The sequence below is a fragment of the Pseudoalteromonas luteoviolacea genome, assembly GCF_018100925.1.
Classification (GTDB): Bacteria; Pseudomonadota; Gammaproteobacteria; order Enterobacterales; family Alteromonadaceae; genus Pseudoalteromonas; species Pseudoalteromonas obscura.
This window is the reverse complement of the sequence record NZ_JAGJEH010000001.1, coordinates 483,784-506,060: the sequence shown is the minus strand read 5'-3', so window position 1 is coordinate 506,060 and position 22,277 is coordinate 483,784. Positions and strand designations below refer to the sequence as shown.

The window sequence follows — 22,277 nt, the reverse complement described above, 5'->3', positions numbered from 1 at the left end:
AAATTCCTATATTTTTTTATTTTCTGCCGGAGCAAATTCTATGTTTATTCATTTTAAGCATGAGTGCAAGCCAAAATTCAACTATATTCGAAATTAATCTGACAAATTGTGCTTGTATCGCATATATTTAGCTAAAAGAGGAACGATTTAGCTCAATACCTCATCATTCCTTCTTACAAAGGCGTGTGCGTCAAGCCACCTCAGCACCTCAAAACCAATAAGCCATATAGCACCGTAGATAACCCAAAATAACCATAAAGGTTCTAATGTAGATAATATCCCGGCTTTCGAACCAGCATAATAACTGGCCGGTGTACATAACCAAACAATGGGCGCTCTGTACTTTATGGGGAGATGAAAAAGTTTGCTTAGTGACTCTCTAAACGAAAATAGTAACGCTAGCCATAGCAAGACTAGCCAAACCGGGAGCATGTCATCTCCATAGTCAATAACATTGACACTCACCGCAACTAACTCAATAGACAAACCAACCCACAGCCCTATAAACACAAACTTTGTATCTTGCGATTTATAAGGGCTCGAACAGAACATTAGCGCTATTGCAATGCCAACTGGCAATAACGCATCAGACTGCAAGAAAAACACGGAAAACCAAGCAAACTGGAATAGCGCAAAGTTAATAATGACAGAATGCTTTTTCATCATCACTAAAATGCCTAGGCTTTCTGGCAACTAGGTGCACTGCGCTCGTTGCTCTTTGCTTAAACCCGCCTTCACAATAACAAAGATAAAACTCCCAAAGACGATAGAATTGCTGGTCAAATTTCTTATTATCCAGTGACGGCCAAGCTTTATCGAACCTATCGCGCCAATCGTACAGAGTTTTTGCATAATGCAAGCCGATATCTTTAACCGAGTGAACAACTAAATCTGTGCTGTTGCAGATCTGCTTGCTCATTTCTGTGATCGAAGGCAGACACCCACCTGGAAAAATATATTGTTGAATAAAATCAGAGTTTTTTAAGTAATGATGGTATCTTTGGCATGCAATAGTAATTGCTTGGATCAACATAACACCATCCGGCTTTAACAGCGCGCTGCATTTTTCGAAAAAACCAGCCAAATAATCATGTCCTACCGCCTCTATCATTTCGATTGAGACTAGCTTATCAAACTTACCACCAAGCTCTCTGTAATCGTCCTTCAACAGTGTGATCTGTTCTTGTAAACCAAGTTCATTTATTCTTTGACTCACATAGGCGTATTGCTCTTCGGAGATAGTCGTTGTGGTGACCTTGCACCCATAGTTTTGCGCAGCATATATCGCAAAAGCGCCCCATCCAGTGCCAATCTCAATTACATGATCTGATTTATTTAGGTCTACTTGCTCACATATTTGTTTTAGTTTGTGCTGTTGAGCGGCTTCAAGCGTTGCGTTGTGTGTTGGATAAACAGCGCTAGAATAAAGCATTTCCTCGCTCAAAAATGCACTATACAAGTCATTACCCAAATCGTAGTGAGCAACAATGTTTTTCTTTGAACCGGCTTTAGTATTGCGATTTTTAAAGTGCGTTACTTTGTTAAACAGTCCAGAGATAAGCGCAAACTTTTTCTCGAATTGGTCTAACACGTCTTGGTTTACGACAAATATCTCTATAAGCTTGGTTAAATCTGAACAAGTCCAATGTCCTAAGATATATGATTCACCCGCCCCAACGCTGCCACCAAGCGCAAATTTGGCATACATTTGTCCAGACTGAACGTGTATTGTCGTTTTGTCTGCGCTTTTTTCGTTTCCAAATGAAAACTCTTGATCCGCGTCAATTAGCCTTATATGACCCCACGTAATTTGTGCTAGCGCTTTTATAACTAATGACTTGCACACCTTTACTAAAAAGCCGTCGCTGTTCTCACTGCTAAATGATTGTGTCGTTTTTTCCATCTTACAAACTTCCGGGATGACTGATAAAAGGAACTCGCTTAATAAAAAGCTTTAACGCGTGCCAGTAAATGCCTTTCAAAATTGAAAAAGTCATCGCTGGAAACTGCTTCAACAAATTACTGACAGCGTGTCTTTCTAGAGGTACTCGCTGCAGTCTTAATGTGGCGTCAAATAAGAGTTCACGCTCTTTTTTATTCTCGATATGGACAAAGGCATGTTGCTTAGGTGCTTTTATATGCCAATGATATTCCATATCTAAATTCATAAAAGGTGATACGTGAAAAGTCTTTTCAAAGTTCACTTTTTTTCCAAGTGGAACAAGATAATAATGGCGCTCGTTCCATGGTGTATTACTAACCTCAGCAAGCATATGCGTATATTCGTCGTCTTCCTTGGAAAAAAAATAAAAATTAACAGGGCTAAAATAATAGCCTATGCAGCGCATTTGTCCCATTAAATATACTTTGCTACCAGAAGCATCGACACCCAATTCAAGGCTTTTATTTAACGCTCGTTGCTTTAAAGGCTCCTCAGTTCCAACTAAATAATCGGCCTGTTCAAACCGAAGTAATTTTTTGCCTCTGGTGCCAAACATTGGATGAATATCATCCAGTAGGTGCAGCTCGTCCAAATCAATACACATCATGTACATTGGATATTTAAAATGATGTTCTGCGACGGCATAGCGGCGGTGCCTGACATCACCTAAATAGATGGCACTATTCAAAACTCAACTCCGAGCTGTTTAGCAACGTCTACTGCGCTTTTGACTCCGTCTTCATGAAAACCGTTGAACCAATAAGCCCCACAAAAATAAGTGCGGTTAACGCCATCTATTTCCGACTTTCTTTTTTGTGCTCGGATACTTTGCGTGTTAAATACGGGGTGATAATAAGTAAACTGATTAATTATTTTATCCTTATCTATCTGACCATCATTATTTAATGTCACACAATATTGCTGTGCAGATGAAATTCCCTGAAGTATATTCATTTGATATGTTACACTTGCAGGCCTTGTTTGACTCTCATCTAACGCATAATTCCAACTCGCCCAAGCAGCCTTGCGCTTTGGCAGTAACGATATATCTGTGTGAAGTACAACGCTATTTGGTGTATAAGGAATAGACCCCAGTACGTCCAGTTCAACATCGGATGCATCTTTCAACAAAGTCAAAGCTTGGTCAGAATGACAAGCAAAGACAATTTCATCAAAATACTCTACGCTTCCATCGTCAAATGTTACCTCAACGTGCTCATCAAAACGCGCAACCGACTTAATATGAGCGTTTAAGCGTATTTTATCTTTAAATGACTCAGTCAAAGGCGCAATATATTGTTTTGACCCGCCAGGGATAACATACCACTGAGGTCTGCCTGCAACGTCTAATAAACCATGATTGTAGAAAAACTGAATGAAGAACTGAATTTCAAAATCTAGCATGCCTTTTAAGCTGGTCGACCATATCGCTGCCCCCATAGGTAAAATATAGTGCTTTTTAAAAAATTCATCGAAGCCATGTGCATCTAGAAAGTCGCCTAAGTTCGTATGCTTTGAATAATCACCGCTATGGTATAGTGCTTTAGAAAGTCGATTAAACTTAATAATACTGTAAAGAAAACCCCAAAATTTTGGCGACAATATATTGCGTTTTTGAGCAAACAGTGAAAAAAGCGTGTGACCATTATATTCAAAATCTCGGCCTGCCGTTTTAACGCTAAAGCTCATTTGTGTCGGCTGACGGCCAACCCCTATTTTATCCAACAATTTTTCGAATAAAGGATAAGTGCGGTCGTTAAAAACAATAAAGCCAGTATCAATACCCTTTAGACCTTCTGGTGTATCAACATCAATAGTAGCTGTATGACCGCCAAGCCTATCTTCTTTTTCAAATACGGTGATATCATGTTTGTTGTTAAGCAAGTAAGCCGCACTTAATCCTGAGATACCAGACCCAATTATTGCAATATTTTTCAACGTTTTATCCTTTTAGCTATTGGCGACCAAAGTTTGAATGGAAGAAGAGAGAAAAGCTTTAAAAACAAAGTAAAGCGCTTTGGAAAATGGATTTCATCACAGCGATTTAAAACCCCGTTATAAATACGTTCTGAGGCCTGTTCGCAGCTAACTAAACAAGGCATAGGGAAATCATTTTTATCAGTTAGAGGTGTCTCTACAAAGCCGGGGTGTACCAGTGTGACATGTATATCTTGCAGCTCTACTTGCATGACACGCGTTAAATAGCTTAATGCCGCCTTAGATGCGCCATAGGCTTGCGCCCTTGGCAGCGGCAAAAAGCTCGCGCTAGAACTGACTATAACAAGTTGTCCACCTTTTTTAATCATGGGTATAAATGCTTCTAGACAGTACCCAGTGGAAATCAAGTTGGCATGGATAACCCGTTCAAATAACGCTGAATCAAATTGATTTGCGTCATCTATATATTCACATACACCAGCGTTTAAAATTACAATATCTACGTTATCAATGCTGTTTGCTGCGTCAAAAACTTGCTGCTTTGACGTTATATCAAACTTCAAAGTTTCAATGCCTTGTGTTGCGAATGAAGCGAGCTTTGACTCATTTCGGCCACATGCGATTACATTATGAGATAACGAATAGCGTTTTACCAACGCTTCACCGATACCCGAAGTTGCGCCAGTTATGACTACATGCTTTGTCTCAACAGTCATGATACAGCTCGCTTTTCAAGTGTTTTTATAACACTGCCAAGCAGTGGAATATTTCGATATAATAAAGCGCCCACATCAAAATAGTCTCGGTGATTAATCACTTTTTCACCTTTAAAGGTAAGTTGACTATGTCCTGCTACAGTAATGCTTTTCCTATTATTGAGCTTATTATGAGAAAAGTGCATATCCCAATATAAAAACCCCTTGTCGTCTATTACGTAGTGCTCTTTGATATCAAACGAGATGGAGTTAACATTGGCGTACATATTTTCAAAATACTTTGTTAAATCCTCAATGCCTTCGACTTTATGTAGTGGATCAGAAAAAACGATGCTATCGTCATAAATGCTTCGTAATAGATTTAAGTTTTTGTCCGAGAGTTGATTATATATATCAACAAAATTGCTAAGGTGCTGTTCCATTCCTATACCTTAAATGCATCAAGTGCTCTTGCTCTTGCTTCTTTATGTTCAACGATGGGCAAAATGTAGCACTGTTTCCCCACAGCTCTTATATAGTCATGAGGGAAGTGAATATATTTAGCTGGCACCCATTCTAATTCATGTACATATTTACGAATAAAAGTACCATCAGGATCAAATTTTTCGCTCTGTGTTATCGGGTTGAAAATTCTGAAGTACGGCTGTGCATCACACCCAGTGCTGGCCGCCCACTGCCAACCGCCATTATTGGCTGCCAAATCGCCGTCAATAAGCTTATTCATAAAATAAGCTTCTCCTTTACGCCAATCGATTAATAAGTGTTTTGTCAAAAAGCTTGCCACGATCATTCGAAGTCGATTATGCATCCACCCTGTTTGATTTAGTTGCCGCATTGCCGCATCAACTATGGGATACCCTGTGTTACCCTCACACCAAGCTGTAAAAGCAGTTTCGTCATCTAACCAAATAACCGCATCGTACTTCTCATTAAAGTTTTTCCCCTTGCACAGTTTAGGAAAAACATACATCAAGTGGCGGTAAAACTCTCTCCAAAGTAATTCATTGATATATACAAATGCCGAAGTTTTTGTCCTTAATAATATGTCAGGAATGCGTTGTTGTATTCTAGCAATCAAATCTGTGGCACAAATGAATCCTAGAGCTAAGTATGGACTTAACCCCGAAGTTCCTTTAATACTTGGAATATCTCTATATTCACTATAATCGTTTAATTTACTCTCTAAAAATAGCTCTACAACTTGTGACAGTGTATTGTCATCCACAGGCCACTTTTCTGATTGCCCATCAGATTTTAAAATATCGGGTGATTGCCACTTTGTGGGTGTAAAGCTTGTATGTAGATACTTACCCAGAGGGAAGGTGCGCTGTGAAAACTCTGATAGCCAAGCTTTTTTAAACGGGGTAAATACTTTAAACATCTCACCGCTTTTAGTCACTACACTCCCTGGCTGACATAAAACATCTCCATCATACAGGCGCAATTCAGCGTCAAATTCAGAGCACTGAGCATCTCGATTTAGTTCATTAATTTCATACTCCCTATTAGCGTATACGTGCGTAAATCCGTGTAATGTAATGAACTCATTGAATTTGAGTGGCAATTGTTTGAAGTCGACCGCATCTACAACATGCAGTTTGATACCAAGTTCCGCCAACTTTCTGCCCAAATAGTCAATTCGCCTCTTCAACAAATCAATTTGAATTTCACTGGTTTTGTGAATTTGCCACTGTTTTTCACAGACAAAAAACAGCGCCTCGCTGGCGCCGTTGTTCACTGCATCTTGAAGTGCTTGGTTACTCGCTAACCTAAGATCGCGCCTAAACCAAAATAGTACTTTGCTCAAATTGCAAACCTTAGTTTTAAATCATGAGGATATGGGTCGAAATATACTTGCTGCTCTAAATAGGCTTTGGGGTGCACTCGCAAGTGGTGTTTCAAAAGCGTCAAAGGCACATTTAACGGTACCAAGCCCGTTCGATATTCATCAATCGCCTCCACCATTTCTGCTTTTTCGACTTGAGACAATTCGTTTTTGAAGTAGCCTTGAAGGTGCGCTAACGTGTTTGCTTGCGCCTTGCGACTAGCTGGCTTCTTCAGCGCTTCCATAAGGCCTAGTATATACTCTTCAGCCCCCTGTTCTATCGTGTTGGCCTCTACCTCAGCAAGCAACCTACCAAGCTTGCGATAAGCTTCATAGTTATGACTCATAAGCAAGTATTTATGCTTAGCGTGAAACTCGGTCAGTTTATGCTTGCTCAGCTTTTGTTCTGTTAACTCCTGCCAGGATTTATAAACAAACACCCGCATTACGAAGTTTTCCCGCAGATGCACATCGTTCAAACGACCGTTTTCTTCGCATGGCAATAATGGATTGTGACGCATGATCTCTGCTGCAAATGCTCCGACCCCCTCAGCTGTCGCGCCTGTACCTGCGTCGTTATAAACTTTAACACGCTCCATACCGCAGCTAGGACTCTTTGCGCAAAATACAAAACCAGATAGCTCTTTCGCTTTTGTTTGAGCAATCTTTTTGCCGTACTCAGTTAGCCTAGGACCAACATCTTGAGACCCATCTGGGCGGCATACTTTTATGGTGTCACCGTAACGCACTTGCCTTATCGTTTCACGTGGTATCGGCATGCCAATCGCAACTTCTGGACAGAATTTAACGAATTCGACATATTTACTGAATTCGTCCATACAAAAATTTGAGCGCTTATGACCCTTATCAAAACGAACCTTGTCCCCGCCAAGACAAGCACTTAATCCGATTTGTATCGGTGATTTAAATTGCATACTCGACTCCCATATTAATAGATAAGATTACCAATTGGGTTTAGCAACTTGCTAAGGCCTTTATTAAAGTGCAATGCACTGTCTACTAAAGTAAAGCACAAACAACCTTCTTCTGTTTTTGGTGTGTGGTTATGCCTGCCGTCTAACATAATAAAGTCGCCAGGCACATATGAGCCGCTCTCGTCTTCGAAAGACCCATCCAGCAGTAGCGTCAATTCAAACCCAGTATGTGTATGTTCGGGGATCTCTCCGCCTGGTTTTATATGTAATAGGCTGCTCCGCAATGGGCCTTCGTCCAATTCAAAACGAGCACGAGACACCTTTCCTGCATTGATAAAACTGCCTAGCTTTAGGGCTGCAATTGCTCTGGGCAACTGAACGGATTTGTCCTGATAGTCAAACATTTGAGGAACTCGAGGCACCATTTCGCTACTCATGTCGAGCTGGGTGATATCGTTCATCATAGCTTCAAATGCCAAGTCTTCTTCTGTGCTTGATTCCGCTGCTTCTTCTGAATAGCTGCCACTATTCGTAAATGCAGCTTCAGCTTGCTTTGATTCCAACGCGTCGAGTTCCAGTTTGCATGCGCCACACAACTCTATGTGTGCAGCAATCGCTACACTCAAACCAACAGGTAGCTCACCCGCAACGTGTTTTTGCATCAACTGTTTTGAAGGGTGATATTTAATCATGCTGCTCTCCCAACTCGACTTTCAACTTTTTAAGTGCCAAGCGTAATCGTGATTTGACTGTTCCAACAGGTATACCTAAATGCTGTGCCAGCTGTTCTTGTGTCATATCCTCAAAATATACGCCAACTACAACATCGCGCTGCGCTGCGGGCAAACTCTTAATTTTTTCTTTAAGTTGGTTTGTTTGTAAATGATCTTTAAAGCTTTTCTCACAAACTTGCTCATCGTGAAACAGAGGCCAAATCTCTTCGCTGAGATTATCTTCTTTATTGCTTTTCACTTTTCTCAAAGCGTCAAAGGATGCGTTTCTCATTATCGTGTACACCCACGTGGTAGCCGCGCCTTTGTCTTGATGATAAAGTTTCGCTTTTCTCCACACCGATGTCATGGTGTCTTGAACGAGTTCCATCGCCATCGCCTCTGATCCAAACTGCTTTATGCCGAAACGCTTTATTTTCGGCGCGAAGTATGAAAACAGGTAGGCGTACGCTTTTTTGTCTGCGTTGTTTGCTACGTTCACTAATGCTGCCGTTAGCTGCTCTGAAGGGGTTTCTTGCATCCCTACGTTTTTACCTTTTATTGTACGGCAATCACTTGATTGCTCTAAACTAACCATAATTTAACGCTCTGAGTCAGTAACATAGTAGTCTATACGGGTAGGTTTGACATTTAGATCACGCTGGTTCATCAAAAATCTCAAAAAGAACGTTGGCAACAGCTTGATAAGATTGGCAGCTCTGTATTTTTTGCTTTTGCTCTAGGGTCAGCGGTAACAACTCTAACCAGCGCGCTGCTACCCAAATTGGGTCGGCATAGTTCTTTTTCTTGTACAAGTCGTTCAACTCGGTATTGATAACAAATAGATCTCTTAATAGATCAGCAAGACGCTCATGGTAAATAAAGTTGCCGTCTTGCAAATCCCACAGCGGTTCATTTATTGGCTCACACCAAGCATGTTTCAAGTTTAAATCATCGACATCAGTATCTAAAATATTCACCCTACACCTTGCGTACACATCAATTAATAGCTGCCCACCTTGGTCTTGTGAAAAGTCGACAATTTCTACATAGACACCTTCAGCAGACACTTTAGAAGGGCGCGTTTTATCACTATGGCAAAGCACAAAGCCGTTCTTCTCTTTCATCGCTACCTTCACCATATGAAGATAGCGCGGCTCAAAAATACGTAGTCGCGTGTATCCTTGCGGCAAAATATATATAGATAAAGGGAAAAGTGCTCGTTTCATATTGACTTAGTTGTGTTAATTTCTAAGTATGTTTACGCCTCCCAACTAAAATCCGATCAACTCAAAGTTTGAAATTCCCCGCCATATGTATCTTTTAAAGGTAAACGTCAGCGCCAAAGGTATTTTTTAAGTGCTACACGTCCTGAATTTATCGTGACGCCCTCAGCTTGTAGTTTTCGACTCTGAGCCTGAAACTTGTCACTATCAAGAGGAAATGAGATCTTTCCTTGGCTATTTATCACTCTATGCCAAGGCAGAGAGCTGTCCTTTGGCAACTTTTTCAGTAAATAGCCAACAGCCCTCGCATGTTTAGGTGCACCTGCCAGCTTTGCGATTTGTCCGTAAGTTGCTACATGTCCTTGGGGAATTGCACCTATTAATGTATATACATTTTGTTTAAATTCATCGTTCACTGTATTGCTTACCTAACTCTTTAAACCCAGCCCATAGATATTGAGCCACCGAACCTTGATGTGGTAAATGCCGTCTGAAAGCATGAATATCAACGGTAAACTGGTCTTGCTTATCAGTCACCCTAATTTGTTCCAAAAGCCCTTGCTGGAGCTCTTTTTCGCAGTGATTAAGCGTCACTATCGCAAAACCCATGCCCTGTAAAAGAAACATTTTAATAGTTGCAATATCATCTAACTTCATCACGCTGCGGCTTTTAGAATACTCTAGACGATCGCTATCAAATTCAAAGCCACTCTCAGTCATCGCCAAACAGGGATATTGGTTTAACTCATCAAATGTTAGCTTGTTTGGTATCAAACCCTTTTTAGCGACTAATCCAAGAGTGACTTCACCAATTGCAACCGACTCCAAATCTCCCGTTGCATGGAATAGATTAAACCATGGGCCAACTCCAATATCGGATATCCCTTGATTTACTCTATCTAAGGCGACAAAACGCTTTCCACTGGTGATCTCAAACGCTGTTGAAGGAAACTGCCTGAATGTTTTTTTTATCAGTTCATTGCAATTATAATCATAACTCATTGCCTCATAACATATATTAAATTTAGGTTCATTGCCTTGCGCAAAGTCCGCAGCCATTGCTTTGAGGTTCTCATGATGTTCAATTAATTTAACAGCCTCCTTATAAAATCGCGCTCCCTGCTCCGTTAACTTAATCCGGTACTCTTCTCTCGTAACCAAAGGAAAGCCCAGTTCTGCGCTCAACCTTTTTAGTGCCTGAGTGACAGCTGGCTGTGTTTTGAACAGTCGTTTGGCGGCATCATTGAGACTTTGAGAATGCGCCACAACGTGAAGTACTTCTAAATCCGACAACTTCATAAACTTTATTTATTAAAACCTTAATTATTTATAATTTTTATTTTAGTACTATTTTATATATCCTGCACTACATTATCTTAGGAGTCATACATTTCGGAGTAACTTAAGTGTTTAAACGCGTACTCGTATTATCATCCGCACTTTTCCTTGGTGCCTGCCAAGATGAAGTTATCCAATCACCTACTGAAGACTTGGTTAGACCTGTAAAGTTGCATACTGTGAGTGATCCAGCTGCCGCAACTCTCAGGCACTTTCCTGCTGAAGTCGTTGCCAACCAAGGGTCATACCTTGCTTTTCGCGTTAATGGCGAACTGATCGACTTCCCAATCTTAGCTGGGCAAGAAGTTAAAAAAGGGCAATTACTGGCTAAATTAGATCCCGAAGATTTTGAGTTACAGTTCCAACAACGCAAAGCACAATACGAACTTGCAGCACTGCAATTAAACAGAATTGAATCATTATTTAACAAATCGACTGCAAGTAAAGCTGAATATGATCAGGCCCTTGCAAATAAACAAGTAACTGAATCAGCATACCGAATAGCGCAAACCAATTTAGAAAATAGCGAACTTCGAGCCCCTTTTGATGGCACGGTCGCAAAAGTATTTGTAAAAAACTTTGAAAATATTGTCGCCAAGCAAAACATCTTGAGACTTGAAACCCGTGACCGCATGGATGTCGTGATTCAAGTACCTGAGAAACTTGTTGCCCGTGTAAACAAAGATCTCGACTATCATCCAACCGTTGTATTTGACGGATTTCCTGACAAGTCATATACACTCACAATCAAAGAGTGGGATACACAAGCGGATCCAGTTACTTTGACTTATAAGGTCGTATTTTCTTTACCGATCCCAGAAGACTTTAACCTGTTTGCAGGCATGACAGGCCACGTATATATTGACCCAAGCAAAGTGATGAACCTCCAAAAGAAAACGCTGTTAATTCCCAATGAAGCGGTGTTTTCTGTTCAAAATGAAAAGATCGACAACAACCATTATGTTTGGGTCTACAACTCTGAGACAAGCACTGTCACAAAACGCCATATCACGCTGGGTGAAATGAGAGAATCCAGCATTGAAGTTGTGTCCGGTCTAGAGGCAGGCGAAATTGTCGTTGCAGCTGGCGTACATTACCTTAAAGAAAACCTGAAAGTGAGACCTTGGACTAAAGAGCGAGGCTTATAATTATGAGCTTAGCAAGTTGGTCAATCGAAAATAAGGTCATCAGTGCGATGTTCGCTGTACTGCTATTTGCAGCAGGTGCAGTGTCTTACTTTGGTCTTGGACAATTAGAAGACCCTGAATTTACACTTAAAAAAGCAATGGTGATAACCGTCTACCCCGGTGCATCACCACAGCAAGTCGAAGAAGAAGTTACATACCCCATTGAAAATGCAATACAAAGCCTGCCATATGTCGATTACGTAACATCTATTTCATCTCCGGGAAAGTCGCAAATTTCTGTTGAGATGAAAAGTACTTATCGAAAGGAAGACCTCAAACAAATATGGGATGAGCTGAGACGAAAAATTAATGACCTCAGCCCGCGTTTGCCGGCGGGTGTTCAGCCCCCGACAATCATGGATGATTTTGCCGATGTATATGGCATGTTGTATGGCGTAACAGGGGCAGGCTATACCTATGACGAGCTAAAAGATTATGTCGATTTTTTACGCCGCGAATTAGTTTTAGTAGACGGTGTTAGCAAGGTCACAGTCGCAGGTGAGCAACAGGCACAAGTTATCGTTGAAATATCAACACAGAAAATGTCACAACTAGGCATATCACCTAATCATATTTTTTCCCTGCTACAAACTCAGAACACCGTGTCCAACGCAGGAAAAATTCGCGTTGGTAACGAATCTATACGCCTACACCCAACAGGTGAGTTTTCTGATGTATCTGAGCTTGAAAACCTGCTTATTTCTCAACCGGGTGCAAGAGAGCTAATCTATCTAGGTGATGTCGCAACTGTTTCAAGAGAGTATCAAGAAGTACCAAATCATATTACCCGCTTTAACAATAACAGAGCCCTGTTGGTTGGCATTTCATTTACATCAGGTGTAAACGTGGTTGATGTCGGCATAGCTATTAATAAAAGGTTAGCAGAGCTTGAATACCAAAAGCCATATGGTATCGAAATCAATAGCGTTTATAACCAACCAGCAGAAGTTAAAAAATCAGTAGATGGGTTTATCGTCAGCTTACTGGAAGCGGTCGCGATTGTTATTATTGTGCTGCTTATTTTTATGGGCGTTAAAAGTGGTATTTTAATTGGTGGTATTTTACTGCTGACCGTGCTTGGCACATTTATCTTTATGAAATTGTTTGCAATTGATTTGCAACGTATCTCACTTGGCGCACTTATTATCGCCCTTGGCATGCTAGTCGATAATGCTATCGTGATCACCGAAGGTATCCTGATCAACCTCAAGCGAGGTCAAACAAAAATTAAAGCGGCAGTGAATATTGTTGAGCAAACCAAGTGGCCACTGCTAGGGGCTACGGTAATTGGCATCACCGCGTTTGCGCCGATAGGGTTAAGCTCCGATGCCAGTGGTGAGTTTGCAGGCTCTCTGTTTTGGGTTCTCTTTATTTCACTGCTTTTAAGCTGGGTAACAGCCATCACGCTTACACCATTTTTTGCGAATATGTTGTTCAAAGAAGAAATCAAAACAGGCGAAAGTACTCAACAAAGCGATCCATACCAAGGTGCGATATTTACAGCCTACAAAGCCTTGTTGGGCTTCAGTCTGCGTTACAGGTGGACCACTGTTATCTTCATGGTTGCTTTATTAGGTAGTTCGGTTGTCGGATTCAAGTCGGTTAAACAATCGTTTTTCCCAGCATCGAATACGCCCATGTTTTATGTCGACTACTGGAATTACCAAGGCGCCGATATTCGTTCAACATCTGAAAATGTGAAGAAACTAGAAGCCTTCTTAAAGCAGCATGACGCCGTCACCGATGTTACAGCAACTGTTGGCCAAGGTGCACCAAGGTTTATGCTGACATACAGTCCTGAAAAGCAATATGACGCTTACGGTCAGCTCATTATTCGCGTAAAGACTCGCGAAGACGTTACTGACATGATTGCTAAAGTCCGCCGCTTTAGTGCTGAAAATGAGTTAGATGGTCAATTAAAAATTAAACGCATGGAGATTGGACCATCTACCGATGCCAAAATCGAAGCTAGATTTTCTGGACCGGACCCTGTCGTATTGCGTCAATTGGCCAATGAAGCGAAATCAATCTTAGCGCAAGACGCTGGTGCACATAGCATTAAGGACGACTGGCGACAACGTAGCAAGGTATTACAACCTGTTTTCAATGAGCAAAAAGCACGTCGATTAGGGATCAGCAAGTCTGATTTAGATCAGCTTCTGCTCACAAGTGTCTCTGGCAAGCAGGTTGGCTTATACAGAGACGGTACGCAAATGCTACCAATTGTTGCTCGCTCACCAGAAGCGGAGCGATACAGTGTTGAAAGCTTGCAAGATTTACAGGTGTTTAGCCCAGTATTAAACGTGTATGTACCTGTAAGCCAAATTGTCGACAAATTTGAAGTTGTGTGGGAAGACAGTTTAATCATGCGCCGGGATAGAAAACGCACCATTACTGTTATGGCAGATCACGATGTTATTGGCAATGAAACACCTGCCAAGCTCTTTGCACGCATCAAAGGGGATATTGAAGCAATTGAGCTACCCGTCGGCTATAAAATGGAATGGGGTGGCGAGTATGAGTCTTCTTCAAAAGCTCAGACTGCAATATTTGGTTCGTTACCTCTTGGCTATCTAAGTATGTTTATGATCACCGTATTACTATTCAATTCAATCAAAAAGCCTCTGGTAATATGGAGCACGGTGCCGCTGGCTATTATTGGTGTAACCGCAGGGTTAGTGGTATTCCAAGCCCCATTTAGCTTTATGGCTCTATTGGGATTGCTGAGCCTGTCAGGTATGTTAATTAAAAACGGGATTGTTTTAATGGATCAAATCAATCTTGAAGTAGATAGTGGAAAAGCGCCATATCAGGCAGTCTTTGACTCTGGCGTTAGCCGTGTAAGGCCTGTTTCAATGGCTGCTATCACCACGATACTTGGTATGATCCCATTGCTATTCGATGTGTTCTTTAAGTCTATGGCCGTAACCATCATGTTTGGACTAGGGTTTGCGACAATTTTAACGCTCATCGTTATCCCTGTAGTTTATTGCTTAGTATTTAAAATCAAAGCGCCTAAAGCTGCATAACCGAACAAATAAAATGGCCGCATTAGCGGCCATTTTTTTTGTTTAAAGACAGTGTCCCTTTCATTCGTTCAGGCTTTTTCCCCGGCTTACGCTTTCCTTTCTCAGGTCGAGTTTGCCTACTTTTATCTTTCGTTCGTTGGCTGTCTGATGAATTGCGTTTTGGAGAGAGCTTTTCTTTGGAGCCAGCTCTTTTTTTATCATCTACGGACGCTTCTTCTGTTTTTGATGAGCCTTCAATAGACGCATTAATTTCAGCCATTTCAGCCTCACTTAAATGTCGCCATTCGCCAGCCCTTAGTCCGTTCAGGTTGACACTCATGATGCGAACACGTTTAAGTGTTTGCACTTCATAGCCAAAATATTCACACATGCGACGGATTTGTCTGTTCAGCCCTTGCGTTAACGTAATGGTGAACTTCTTGGCCCCTGTTTTTTTAACAAAGCATTTTTTAGTTACGGTACCAAGTATAGGCACTCCTGAACGCATGCCATTTATAAACTTATCGTCGATGGCTTTATCAACCGTGACAATATACTCTTTCTCATGGTTATTTCCTGCGCGCAATATTTTGTTAACGATATCTCCCTCATTGGTAAGAAAGATCAATCCTTCTGAAGGCCTATCTAATCGGCCTATTGGAAAAATTCGCTCTGGGTAGTTTATCGCACTAACGATGTTGCTTTTTATCTTGCGCTCAGTCGTACATGTCACACCAACGGGCTTATTGTAGGCGATATAGACACGCTTTGGCTTGGATTTTAACGGCTTGTTGTCAACCAAAATGTTATCGGAATCAGATACTTTCAACCCCATTTCAGCAACCTGCCCATTGACAGAAACCCTGCCATCACTGATAAGTGTGTCGGCTTCTCTTCGGCTGCAAAATCCGGTCTCACTGATATACTTGTTTAATCGTTTTGGTGTATCCACGCCATTCTCAATGTTCTAAAAAACATAATTGTATAACGATTCAAGCATAAAATGAATCACATAGCTCAGACGTGCTGCACTTGAAACACCTTTACGGCAAGTATCCAAGCACTATTTGATTGTTTCCGCTCTTTGGCGCAATTGATTTGGTGAAAAATCATACTCTTTAATCTTCGTATCTAAAATACTTAAACCTCTATAGTTTACTTTTGACCAATCTGGGGTTGTGGATATCCACAAATACTCGTTCACATTGTCTTTGGTAATAGATGATAAGTTAAAGGTAATTGCACTGTTTGTAAGCCAATACGGGACGCCGTGGTGAAAGTCAAATAACGAGACGAGTGCCCAACCGCCCATCATAAAATGCCCCCCGACAGAGGCACTCAAAATATCCTCATCAATTAACGATAAACTATCAGATAACCAATCAAAACCGCCAATAGCCACCTTTTTAGAGCTATCTTTTACCAGCTGCCTAACCGCCGTTTGTGCACCCATTGCCATTAAATCTGATGCACTCCATATTAAATGGGTGTCGGGATAGCGTTTGAATAATCGCTTCGTTTTCGAATAAGCTTGTTCTTTTGACCAGCTGGCGTGCACCGTTTGTTGCAAATTGATTTTATGTTCTCGAAAGTAAGCAGCCGCTCCCTGATTTCGCTTATCTGATTCACTGCCATAGTGGCCATTTATCGCTAATCCATTGACCTGGCCTTTGTGACCACTAGCGACAACACTGAGGTGCAGTGCGCGAGCGAGGTCATAACCAGCTTGATAGTTATCAAAATACACTTCACCTAGCCAGTGTTCAAATCGCTTTTTGGGAATACCTATTTCTTCTTTTTCTAATCCGGTTATTGTTTGCTCAAGGGTGATGAACTTGATCCCGTAATTGTTGAGCATACTCAAAGTTTGTTCGGCTCCACCCGGGTAAAGCATCAAAATGACGTAGTCAGGACTTGCTCGGTAATCTAAATACTTCTTTAGCTCTGCCAGCTGTATATGCCGATTACCATCTCCATAAATTACGTCAATATTGATGTCTAGCTGCGCTGCCGCCTCTTCCGTTATTTTTTGCACTTTTCCCCAAAAGGGTTCTCCTTCTAGGGATGGGTTAACAAACAACACTGAAAAATTGCTCTTGGCCATAGGAGCCCAAGACAAGGTCATCACAAGTAACAGAAACACGACTTTAATCGGCGACATTTATGACTCTCTTTTATTTAAATAATCCTGGCAACTGGCAAACACTATCTCAGCTGGCCCTCTGATGGCGTTTCTTCGAAACCACCACACTAATGCTAATTGTAGAATAGTCAAACCAATAAAAAGCAAAAAATAGTCTGTTTGGGTAAAATTAGCTCTCCACATGGGGTATGCAAATTGGAACAGCCAAACCCCTACCACTGACTGCAATAAATACAGGGATAGCGTGTATCGACCTACAGCCGATAACATAGAGCGCCACTTTGAAATTTGTTCAGCGTGGTTCAGACCAATACATACAAGAGCAATACTAAATGGGATGGCAAACAGCCAATTAAATAAGTCAAAAATTAGGATTTTGCTTTCTGTAAATGTCAAACGAGCCCAAGCAGAGCCAAGAATTGAGAATGGTATGAGCACCAAGAGGCTAAAAGGTGTCGAAAAGCCAATATTCTCTAACCAATAAGCACGGTAAACTAGCACACCTATCACCATTAAACCAAATATATACCACACAGTGACGGTGGGTAACAGCGCCAACATGCCAATGTAGTTATAAAAATTGAATACCAGTAATTCAAAGACACCGAATGGTGCCATATCAACCTGAGGTGGTTGAGTAAAGTCGGCGCCACCACTTTGATAGATAAGCAACATAAGAATAAAGATTGGTATAAATACGGCGCAAATAGCAAGCTTTAACAGTGTGGCGCTGTCTAGCCGCAATACATATAAAAGTAATAAACCTGATATTGAATAGTTAAGTAGGATATCACCTGGCCAAAGGACAACCCCATGAACACACCCAAATGCCCCTAAAACCAATAACCTATTTCTCATTTTTGATATGCAATGAGGGCCGTACTTTTCGTAAAATAAGCACAGCGACAACCCAAAAAGAATACTAAAAATAGTTCTAAATCGACCGTGTGCCAAAACATCAGCTGCAAAGCTTAAACTGGCCCCTATTTTGTCACTGCTATCTACTACAGAGCCAGAAGTAAAATTAGCCATATACATCAAATTTGTAAGAGGCAAGCCTAATAAAGCCAGACCTCTTAGGACATCAATTGACTTTACTCTACTCATCAATAGACATGTTCACGGTACATGTCTGCCCAATTCACAGCCTGAGCATGAAATTCAGGTAAGTTTTCATCAGATATATTCAGCATAGTACAAGCTTCTTGCATCGCCCACCAGCTCCCACTCTCATATGCTTTTACTATATTCAATATATAAAACAGTGTATTAGGTTCACCTACTAGTGCATCTCTCAGTAGTTCAGGAAAGGGTAAACGTTCAACTACGACATCCATTGGTTTATCTAGAATCGCATCAAGCAACGAAAACAACCCGGTTAAAAAGCTCATACTTGTAAGAGAAGGTGCTACCTGCCGACTCAATAATTCACAAAACCGTGAACGAACAATGCTCAATCGTGTCAGCTCCGTCGGTTTTGTCTCCGCGACATGCGCTGTCATTATTAAATTCACAAATTTAATAATACGCTCATGACCTAGGTATACTAGCGCCTGCTTTAAAGATTCAATGCGGTTTTTAATTGGAAATACACCCGAATTAATTAGCCTGAGCAATTTGTAGGCTAACGCAGTATCTTGTGCAAACAGCTCTGCAATTTTGGGTATATTCATATTGGGTTTTAATGCTTCTGCGTAAATAAGCATGACTATCGCATAGTTTATTTCGATGTCATTTTGCGCAATCATCGTCGGCTTTGCGAAAAAGTATCCCTGAAAAAAGCTAAAACCCATGTTACGGGCAGTTATAAACTCTTCTTCGGTCTCTACTTTTTCAGCCAACAGCTTCAAGTTTTTTCGCTTTTTAAGCTGATTTACCAAGGGCTCAATTTGATCTAAGGGTGTTTCAACCAAATCAAACTTAACCAACCTAGCCAATTTCAAGAATGGCTCCCACTCTTTTGAATAGTTGAAGTCATCCAATGCTAAACGGTAGTTGCTATGAAAAAGTTGTCTAACTTTTTCGTAATTGGCGCTAGTAGGAGGGATAGTTTCCAATAGCTCTAAGATAACATCATCAGCGGGTAAAAACTGCGCAAGCTCTTGATTTAAAGAGTCTTCACCTATATTTATGAGTGCTTTTTTTCCAGATGTCAGATAACGAGTACCCAGGTTTAGTTGGTTATCCATAATTAACTTTGCTGTAGCAGCGTTTTCAGCGACATTAGGAAAGCTGTTTTTGGTGCCATCACGAAACAATAGCTCATAAGCTACTACGTGCTTTTTGCGATTAAAAATGGCCTGTCGGGCCACAAACACTTTCAAATCATCGCTCCTAGCTATACTGTTAAATTAACAGCACTTTTGTTCTATTCTTTTTAATTATTTTAACCCGAAATTCTGATAAATAAAATAAAACTAAAACATTAAAGTACTAGATCACAACACTAGGATGAGTAGGTTACCCTACTCATATAAATTTTCCTTGTACTGAATTGCGCTTTGGTCCCATGTAAACCTTCTTTGAGATGCGCATGTAGCAATCCTATTATACTCATCTCTATGGTGAATAAATACATCAACACAAGCTTTAAATCTATTTACTAGATTATCAACCTGCTGTTGGATATTTTCTCCACAAAATACAAAGCCGCTTTCATTGTCTGACACAGTATCAGCAAGGCCTCCAACTGCATTTACTAGGCAAGGCTGCCCGGCTCTCATAGCCAACATTTGGCTAATACCACAGGGCTCAAACGAACTTGGCATTAAGAATAGATCACCCAACTCATACATCAAATCGCCAACATCATGCCCATACCCGTTTAAGTAAAGCACATTTTCATTGCGAGCCATAACTTGAGAAAATAAATATTCCAACTCATGATCTCCAGAGCCAAGAATGATTATTCGACCCTGTTGGTCGTGTAGCGACCTTGCAATCCGATCCAGCGCCATTTCACTGCCAATCATTTGCTTTAGCAATAACACTTTCTGATCCGTTAGTCGCCCTATACTGGTAACTAGTGGGCCACTACAGGGGTTGTTTCGCCACGCGAGGATCCGTTGATGAGCAATATAGTAGACACTTTTCAATTCAGATGTTTTTGCCATCCAGTTGAAAACATTTGCCTCGGCACTGTTCATCAAGTCGTCCCAACTTGGTTCTATTGGTGTGTGTTCGTACTCACAACCGTTTAAAATTCCGAACAGTTTATTTTGACTAGCAGCAATTTGCATATCATGCTCTAGGCCTTCTCCTCCAAAAAAGCCAGCCTGATGATCACTGCTTTTCTGTACTTCCTCACGGTAAGTCGGTGAAACTAGATGCACTTTATCAACAAGGTTAATCGCAGCCCTCATTGGGTTAAAACAGTGGGGGTAAAGATGGTCGCAAATTTGCTGGCCGTCATAACTCATTGTTGGGAACCAAGCTTCTAGACTCGACTCATCTCCATTAAAAGGCCTTACTCCCTGTAGAGCGAGATTATGCACCGTAAAAACAGTTCTAATCTGTTTGAGGAGGTTAAACCTGGGACTAAATTGACGTAATACAGCAACACAAGCAGCGTGCCAATCATGCAAATGTAAGACATCTACATCACCAATAAACCCATGCTCAATCACTTCACACACAGCTGCACTAAAAAATGCAAATTTATTTGCGTCTGTGAAAAACGGCCTATCTCTATCATTACAATAGATAGCCCCACCATGCTCCGAGAAAAGAGAATGTGAGATAACGTACTGCGTAACCCCACCACTCTTTTCTACTTGCCACAAAACAGCCGTTTCTAGATGCTGTTTAAAAGGCACCGCAATGTCTGCAACAAATTGGCGATCCATAGCGGCTTGACCATAATCTGGCACTATAACGGACGTATTTATATTAATACGTGACAAAGCGTAGGGAACGTCGCGAATGACATCTGCGACCCCCCCGACCTTGCAATTTGGCAGCTTGTCATTTTCAGCTGCTACCATCACTACATGCATAACTCAACCTTAAGCGCTTTGCAAACTCGATTCTTTTGGCTTTTGACTTGCTTGCAAAGCTACAAGCATATCTCTTGTTACAAGTACAATGCCCTTGTTAGAAACTCTAAAGCCATTACTGCGGTCTTCCTCAGGATCAAAACCTATCCTCATCCCTGTTGGTATTTCACAGCTTCGATCTATGATCGCATTTTTAATTCTACAATGGCGATTTATTTTAACACCTGGGAGCACAACCGCGCCTTCAATTTCACAATAAGAGTGGACATGAACATTTGAAAATAATAGAGATTTACGTACAACCGAGCCTGAAATTATACATCCTCCTGATACTGTAGAGTCAACCGCCATACCACGTCTATTTTCATCATCAAAAATAAACTTTGCAGGAGGAAGCTGCTCTTGATACGTCCAAATTGGCCAAGACGGATCATAAAGATCAAGCTGAGGCTGAACCGACACAAGTTCCATATTAGCTTCCCAAAACGAATCTATGGTTCCCACATCTCGCCAATATGGCTGGCCTGGGTGACTGGGATCCCTAAATGGAAACGCATATACATTGTGCTCTTCAATTATAGACGGAATGATATCGTGTCCAAAATCTCTTCCTGATCCTTCCCTCTGCGCATCTCTTTTCAATTGTTCAAACAAAAACTCAGTGTTGAATACATAATTACCCATCGACGCTAAACAGGTACCTGGTTTACCAGGAATAGAAGTTGGCTCCGCGGGCTTTTCGTCAAAACGACGAACTCTTTTTCCCTCGTCAACAGTCATAACGCCAAACGTGTTTGCCGCTTCATCACAATCTACTTCGATGCAGCACACCGTCATATCAGCACCCGTTTCAACATGTTTTGCGATTAGCGCACCATAATCCATCCGATAAACATGGTCGCCTGATAAGATCATCACATATTTCGGCAGTTCATGACGTATTATGTCCATGTTTTGAAACACGGCATCAGCCGTCCCACAATACCACTCATCACCATAGCGTTGAGAAGCTGGCAGAATTTCAACGGATTCTCCTAGTTCTTTCTTAAAGTGTCCCCACGCTCTATTTACATGCCTGATCAATGAATGCGACTTGTATTGTGTAGCAATACCCACTCGGCGGATCCCAGAGTTGATACAATTAGACAAAGGAAAATCAATTATTCTGTGCTTACCACCAAAGTATACCGCTGGCTTAGCACGCCAGTCGGTTAATTCGTGCAACCGACTGCCACGCCCACCCGCAAGGATCAGAGCATACGTATCTCTTGTCAGGTTACTTATATAACGGTTTGCATAACTCGGCATTTCTTA

The 22,277-nt window shown here is 41.2% G+C and carries 21 protein-coding genes; 2 read left to right on the top strand and 19 right to left on the bottom strand.

All coding sequences use genetic code 11. The features are described 5' to 3' along the window. Window positions 1-147: 147 nt before the first annotated feature. The 13 genes from J8M00_RS01945 to J8M00_RS01885 all read right to left on the bottom strand — a co-directional run bounded on the left by J8M00_RS01945 (window position 148) and on the right by J8M00_RS01885 (window position 10,591). On the bottom strand, window positions 148-666 hold the full coding sequence (locus J8M00_RS01945; RefSeq protein WP_211008685.1) for a DUF2878 family protein: 519 nt from the start codon (window positions 664-666) through the stop codon (window positions 148-150). Beyond that, window positions 638-1,903 (bottom strand): SAM-dependent methyltransferase, encoded by a 1,266-nt coding sequence (locus J8M00_RS01940; protein ID WP_211008684.1) that lies wholly within the window; start codon window positions 1,901-1,903, stop codon window positions 638-640. The genes J8M00_RS01945 and J8M00_RS01940 overlap by 29 nt, the downstream gene beginning before the upstream one ends. Window position 1,904: 1 nt before the next feature. After that, a complete protein-coding gene (locus tag J8M00_RS01935) occupies window positions 1,905-2,630 on the bottom strand; it encodes a DUF1365 domain-containing protein (protein WP_211008683.1) in 726 nt (241 codons plus the stop codon). Further along, window positions 2,627-3,880, bottom strand: a complete 1,254-nt coding sequence (locus tag J8M00_RS01930; RefSeq protein WP_211008682.1) for an NAD(P)/FAD-dependent oxidoreductase — start codon at window positions 3,878-3,880, stop codon at window positions 2,627-2,629. The genes J8M00_RS01935 and J8M00_RS01930 overlap by 4 nt, the downstream gene beginning before the upstream one ends. Further along, entirely contained in the window at window positions 3,877-4,596 is a 720-nt protein-coding gene (locus J8M00_RS01925) for an SDR family NAD(P)-dependent oxidoreductase (RefSeq protein WP_211008681.1), read from the bottom strand. The genes J8M00_RS01930 and J8M00_RS01925 overlap by 4 nt, the downstream gene beginning before the upstream one ends. After that, window positions 4,593-5,018, bottom strand: coding sequence for a nuclear transport factor 2 family protein (locus J8M00_RS01920; protein WP_211008680.1), 426 nt, complete (start codon window positions 5,016-5,018; stop codon window positions 4,593-4,595). Before J8M00_RS01920 ends, J8M00_RS01925 begins: the two co-directional genes overlap by 4 nt. Window positions 5,019-5,020: 2 nt before the next feature. Further along, a complete protein-coding gene (phrB, locus tag J8M00_RS01915; protein ID WP_211008679.1) occupies window positions 5,021-6,403 on the bottom strand; it encodes a deoxyribodipyrimidine photo-lyase in 1,383 nt (460 codons plus the stop codon). Further along, complete coding sequence (locus tag J8M00_RS01910) at window positions 6,400-7,356, bottom strand: YbgA family protein (RefSeq protein WP_211008678.1); 957 nt, start codon at window positions 7,354-7,356, stop codon at window positions 6,400-6,402. The genes phrB and J8M00_RS01910 overlap by 4 nt, the downstream gene beginning before the upstream one ends. Before the next feature lie 14 nt (window positions 7,357-7,370). Further along, window positions 7,371-8,048 carry a ChrR family anti-sigma-E factor gene (locus J8M00_RS01905; protein ID WP_211008677.1) on the bottom strand — a complete coding sequence of 226 codons (678 nt, stop codon included), beginning with the start codon at window positions 8,046-8,048 and terminating at the stop codon, window positions 7,371-7,373. Continuing rightward, entirely contained in the window at window positions 8,041-8,664 is a 624-nt protein-coding gene (locus J8M00_RS01900; RefSeq protein ID WP_211008676.1) for a sigma-70 family RNA polymerase sigma factor, read from the bottom strand. The genes J8M00_RS01905 and J8M00_RS01900 overlap by 8 nt, the downstream gene beginning before the upstream one ends. A gap of 58 nt (window positions 8,665-8,722) precedes the next feature. Beyond that, a complete protein-coding gene (locus tag J8M00_RS01895; protein WP_211008675.1) occupies window positions 8,723-9,295 on the bottom strand; it encodes an LON peptidase substrate-binding domain-containing protein in 573 nt (190 codons plus the stop codon). A 107-nt stretch (window positions 9,296-9,402) separates the two neighbouring features. Then, window positions 9,403-9,708, bottom strand: coding sequence for an MGMT family protein (locus J8M00_RS01890; RefSeq protein WP_211008674.1), 306 nt, complete (start codon window positions 9,706-9,708; stop codon window positions 9,403-9,405). Continuing rightward, a complete protein-coding gene (locus J8M00_RS01885) occupies window positions 9,698-10,591 on the bottom strand; it encodes a LysR family transcriptional regulator (protein ID WP_211008673.1) in 894 nt (297 codons plus the stop codon). Before J8M00_RS01885 ends, J8M00_RS01890 begins: the two co-directional genes overlap by 11 nt. A gap of 107 nt (window positions 10,592-10,698) precedes the next feature. Here J8M00_RS01885 and J8M00_RS01880 point away from each other — a divergent pair, with 107 nt between their 5' ends. Both J8M00_RS01880 and J8M00_RS01875 read left to right on the top strand, forming a co-directional pair. Beyond that, window positions 10,699-11,778, top strand: coding sequence for an efflux RND transporter periplasmic adaptor subunit (locus J8M00_RS01880; protein WP_211008672.1), 1,080 nt, complete (start codon window positions 10,699-10,701; stop codon window positions 11,776-11,778). Between the two features lie 2 nt (window positions 11,779-11,780). Continuing rightward, the gene (locus tag J8M00_RS01875; protein ID WP_211008671.1) at window positions 11,781-14,846 is read left to right on the top strand and encodes an efflux RND transporter permease subunit; all 3,066 of its coding nucleotides are present in this window, start codon (window positions 11,781-11,783) and stop codon (window positions 14,844-14,846) included. A gap of 22 nt (window positions 14,847-14,868) precedes the next feature. On the opposite strand, the gene rluF is transcribed toward J8M00_RS01875, so the two are convergent. The 6 genes from rluF to glgC form a co-directional block, all read right to left on the bottom strand. Then, window positions 14,869-15,777 carry a 23S rRNA pseudouridine(2604) synthase RluF gene (gene rluF, locus J8M00_RS01870; RefSeq protein WP_211008670.1) on the bottom strand — a complete coding sequence of 303 codons (909 nt, stop codon included), beginning with the start codon at window positions 15,775-15,777 and terminating at the stop codon, window positions 14,869-14,871. Window positions 15,778-15,888: 111 nt separating this feature from the next. Continuing rightward, on the bottom strand, window positions 15,889-16,986 hold the full coding sequence (locus J8M00_RS01865; protein WP_211008669.1) for an ABC transporter substrate-binding protein: 1,098 nt from the start codon (window positions 16,984-16,986) through the stop codon (window positions 15,889-15,891). Next, window positions 16,987-18,000 carry a DUF418 domain-containing protein gene (locus J8M00_RS01860; RefSeq protein ID WP_211008668.1) on the bottom strand — a complete coding sequence of 338 codons (1,014 nt, stop codon included), beginning with the start codon at window positions 17,998-18,000 and terminating at the stop codon, window positions 16,987-16,989. It lies immediately after the preceding gene. 74 nt (window positions 18,001-18,074) lie between these two features. Continuing rightward, window positions 18,075-19,292, bottom strand: coding sequence for an EAL and HDOD domain-containing protein (locus tag J8M00_RS01855; RefSeq protein ID WP_211008667.1), 1,218 nt, complete (start codon window positions 19,290-19,292; stop codon window positions 18,075-18,077). Window positions 19,293-19,433: 141 nt separating this feature from the next. Further along, window positions 19,434-20,963: a glycogen synthase gene (locus J8M00_RS01850; RefSeq protein WP_211008666.1), complete on the bottom strand. Its 1,530-nt coding sequence runs from the start codon at window positions 20,961-20,963 to the stop codon at window positions 19,434-19,436. A 9-nt stretch (window positions 20,964-20,972) separates the two neighbouring features. Beyond that, window positions 20,973-22,271 carry a glucose-1-phosphate adenylyltransferase gene (gene glgC / locus J8M00_RS01845; protein WP_023397818.1) on the bottom strand — a complete coding sequence of 433 codons (1,299 nt, stop codon included), beginning with the start codon at window positions 22,269-22,271 and terminating at the stop codon, window positions 20,973-20,975. Window positions 22,272-22,277 lie beyond the last annotated feature (6 nt).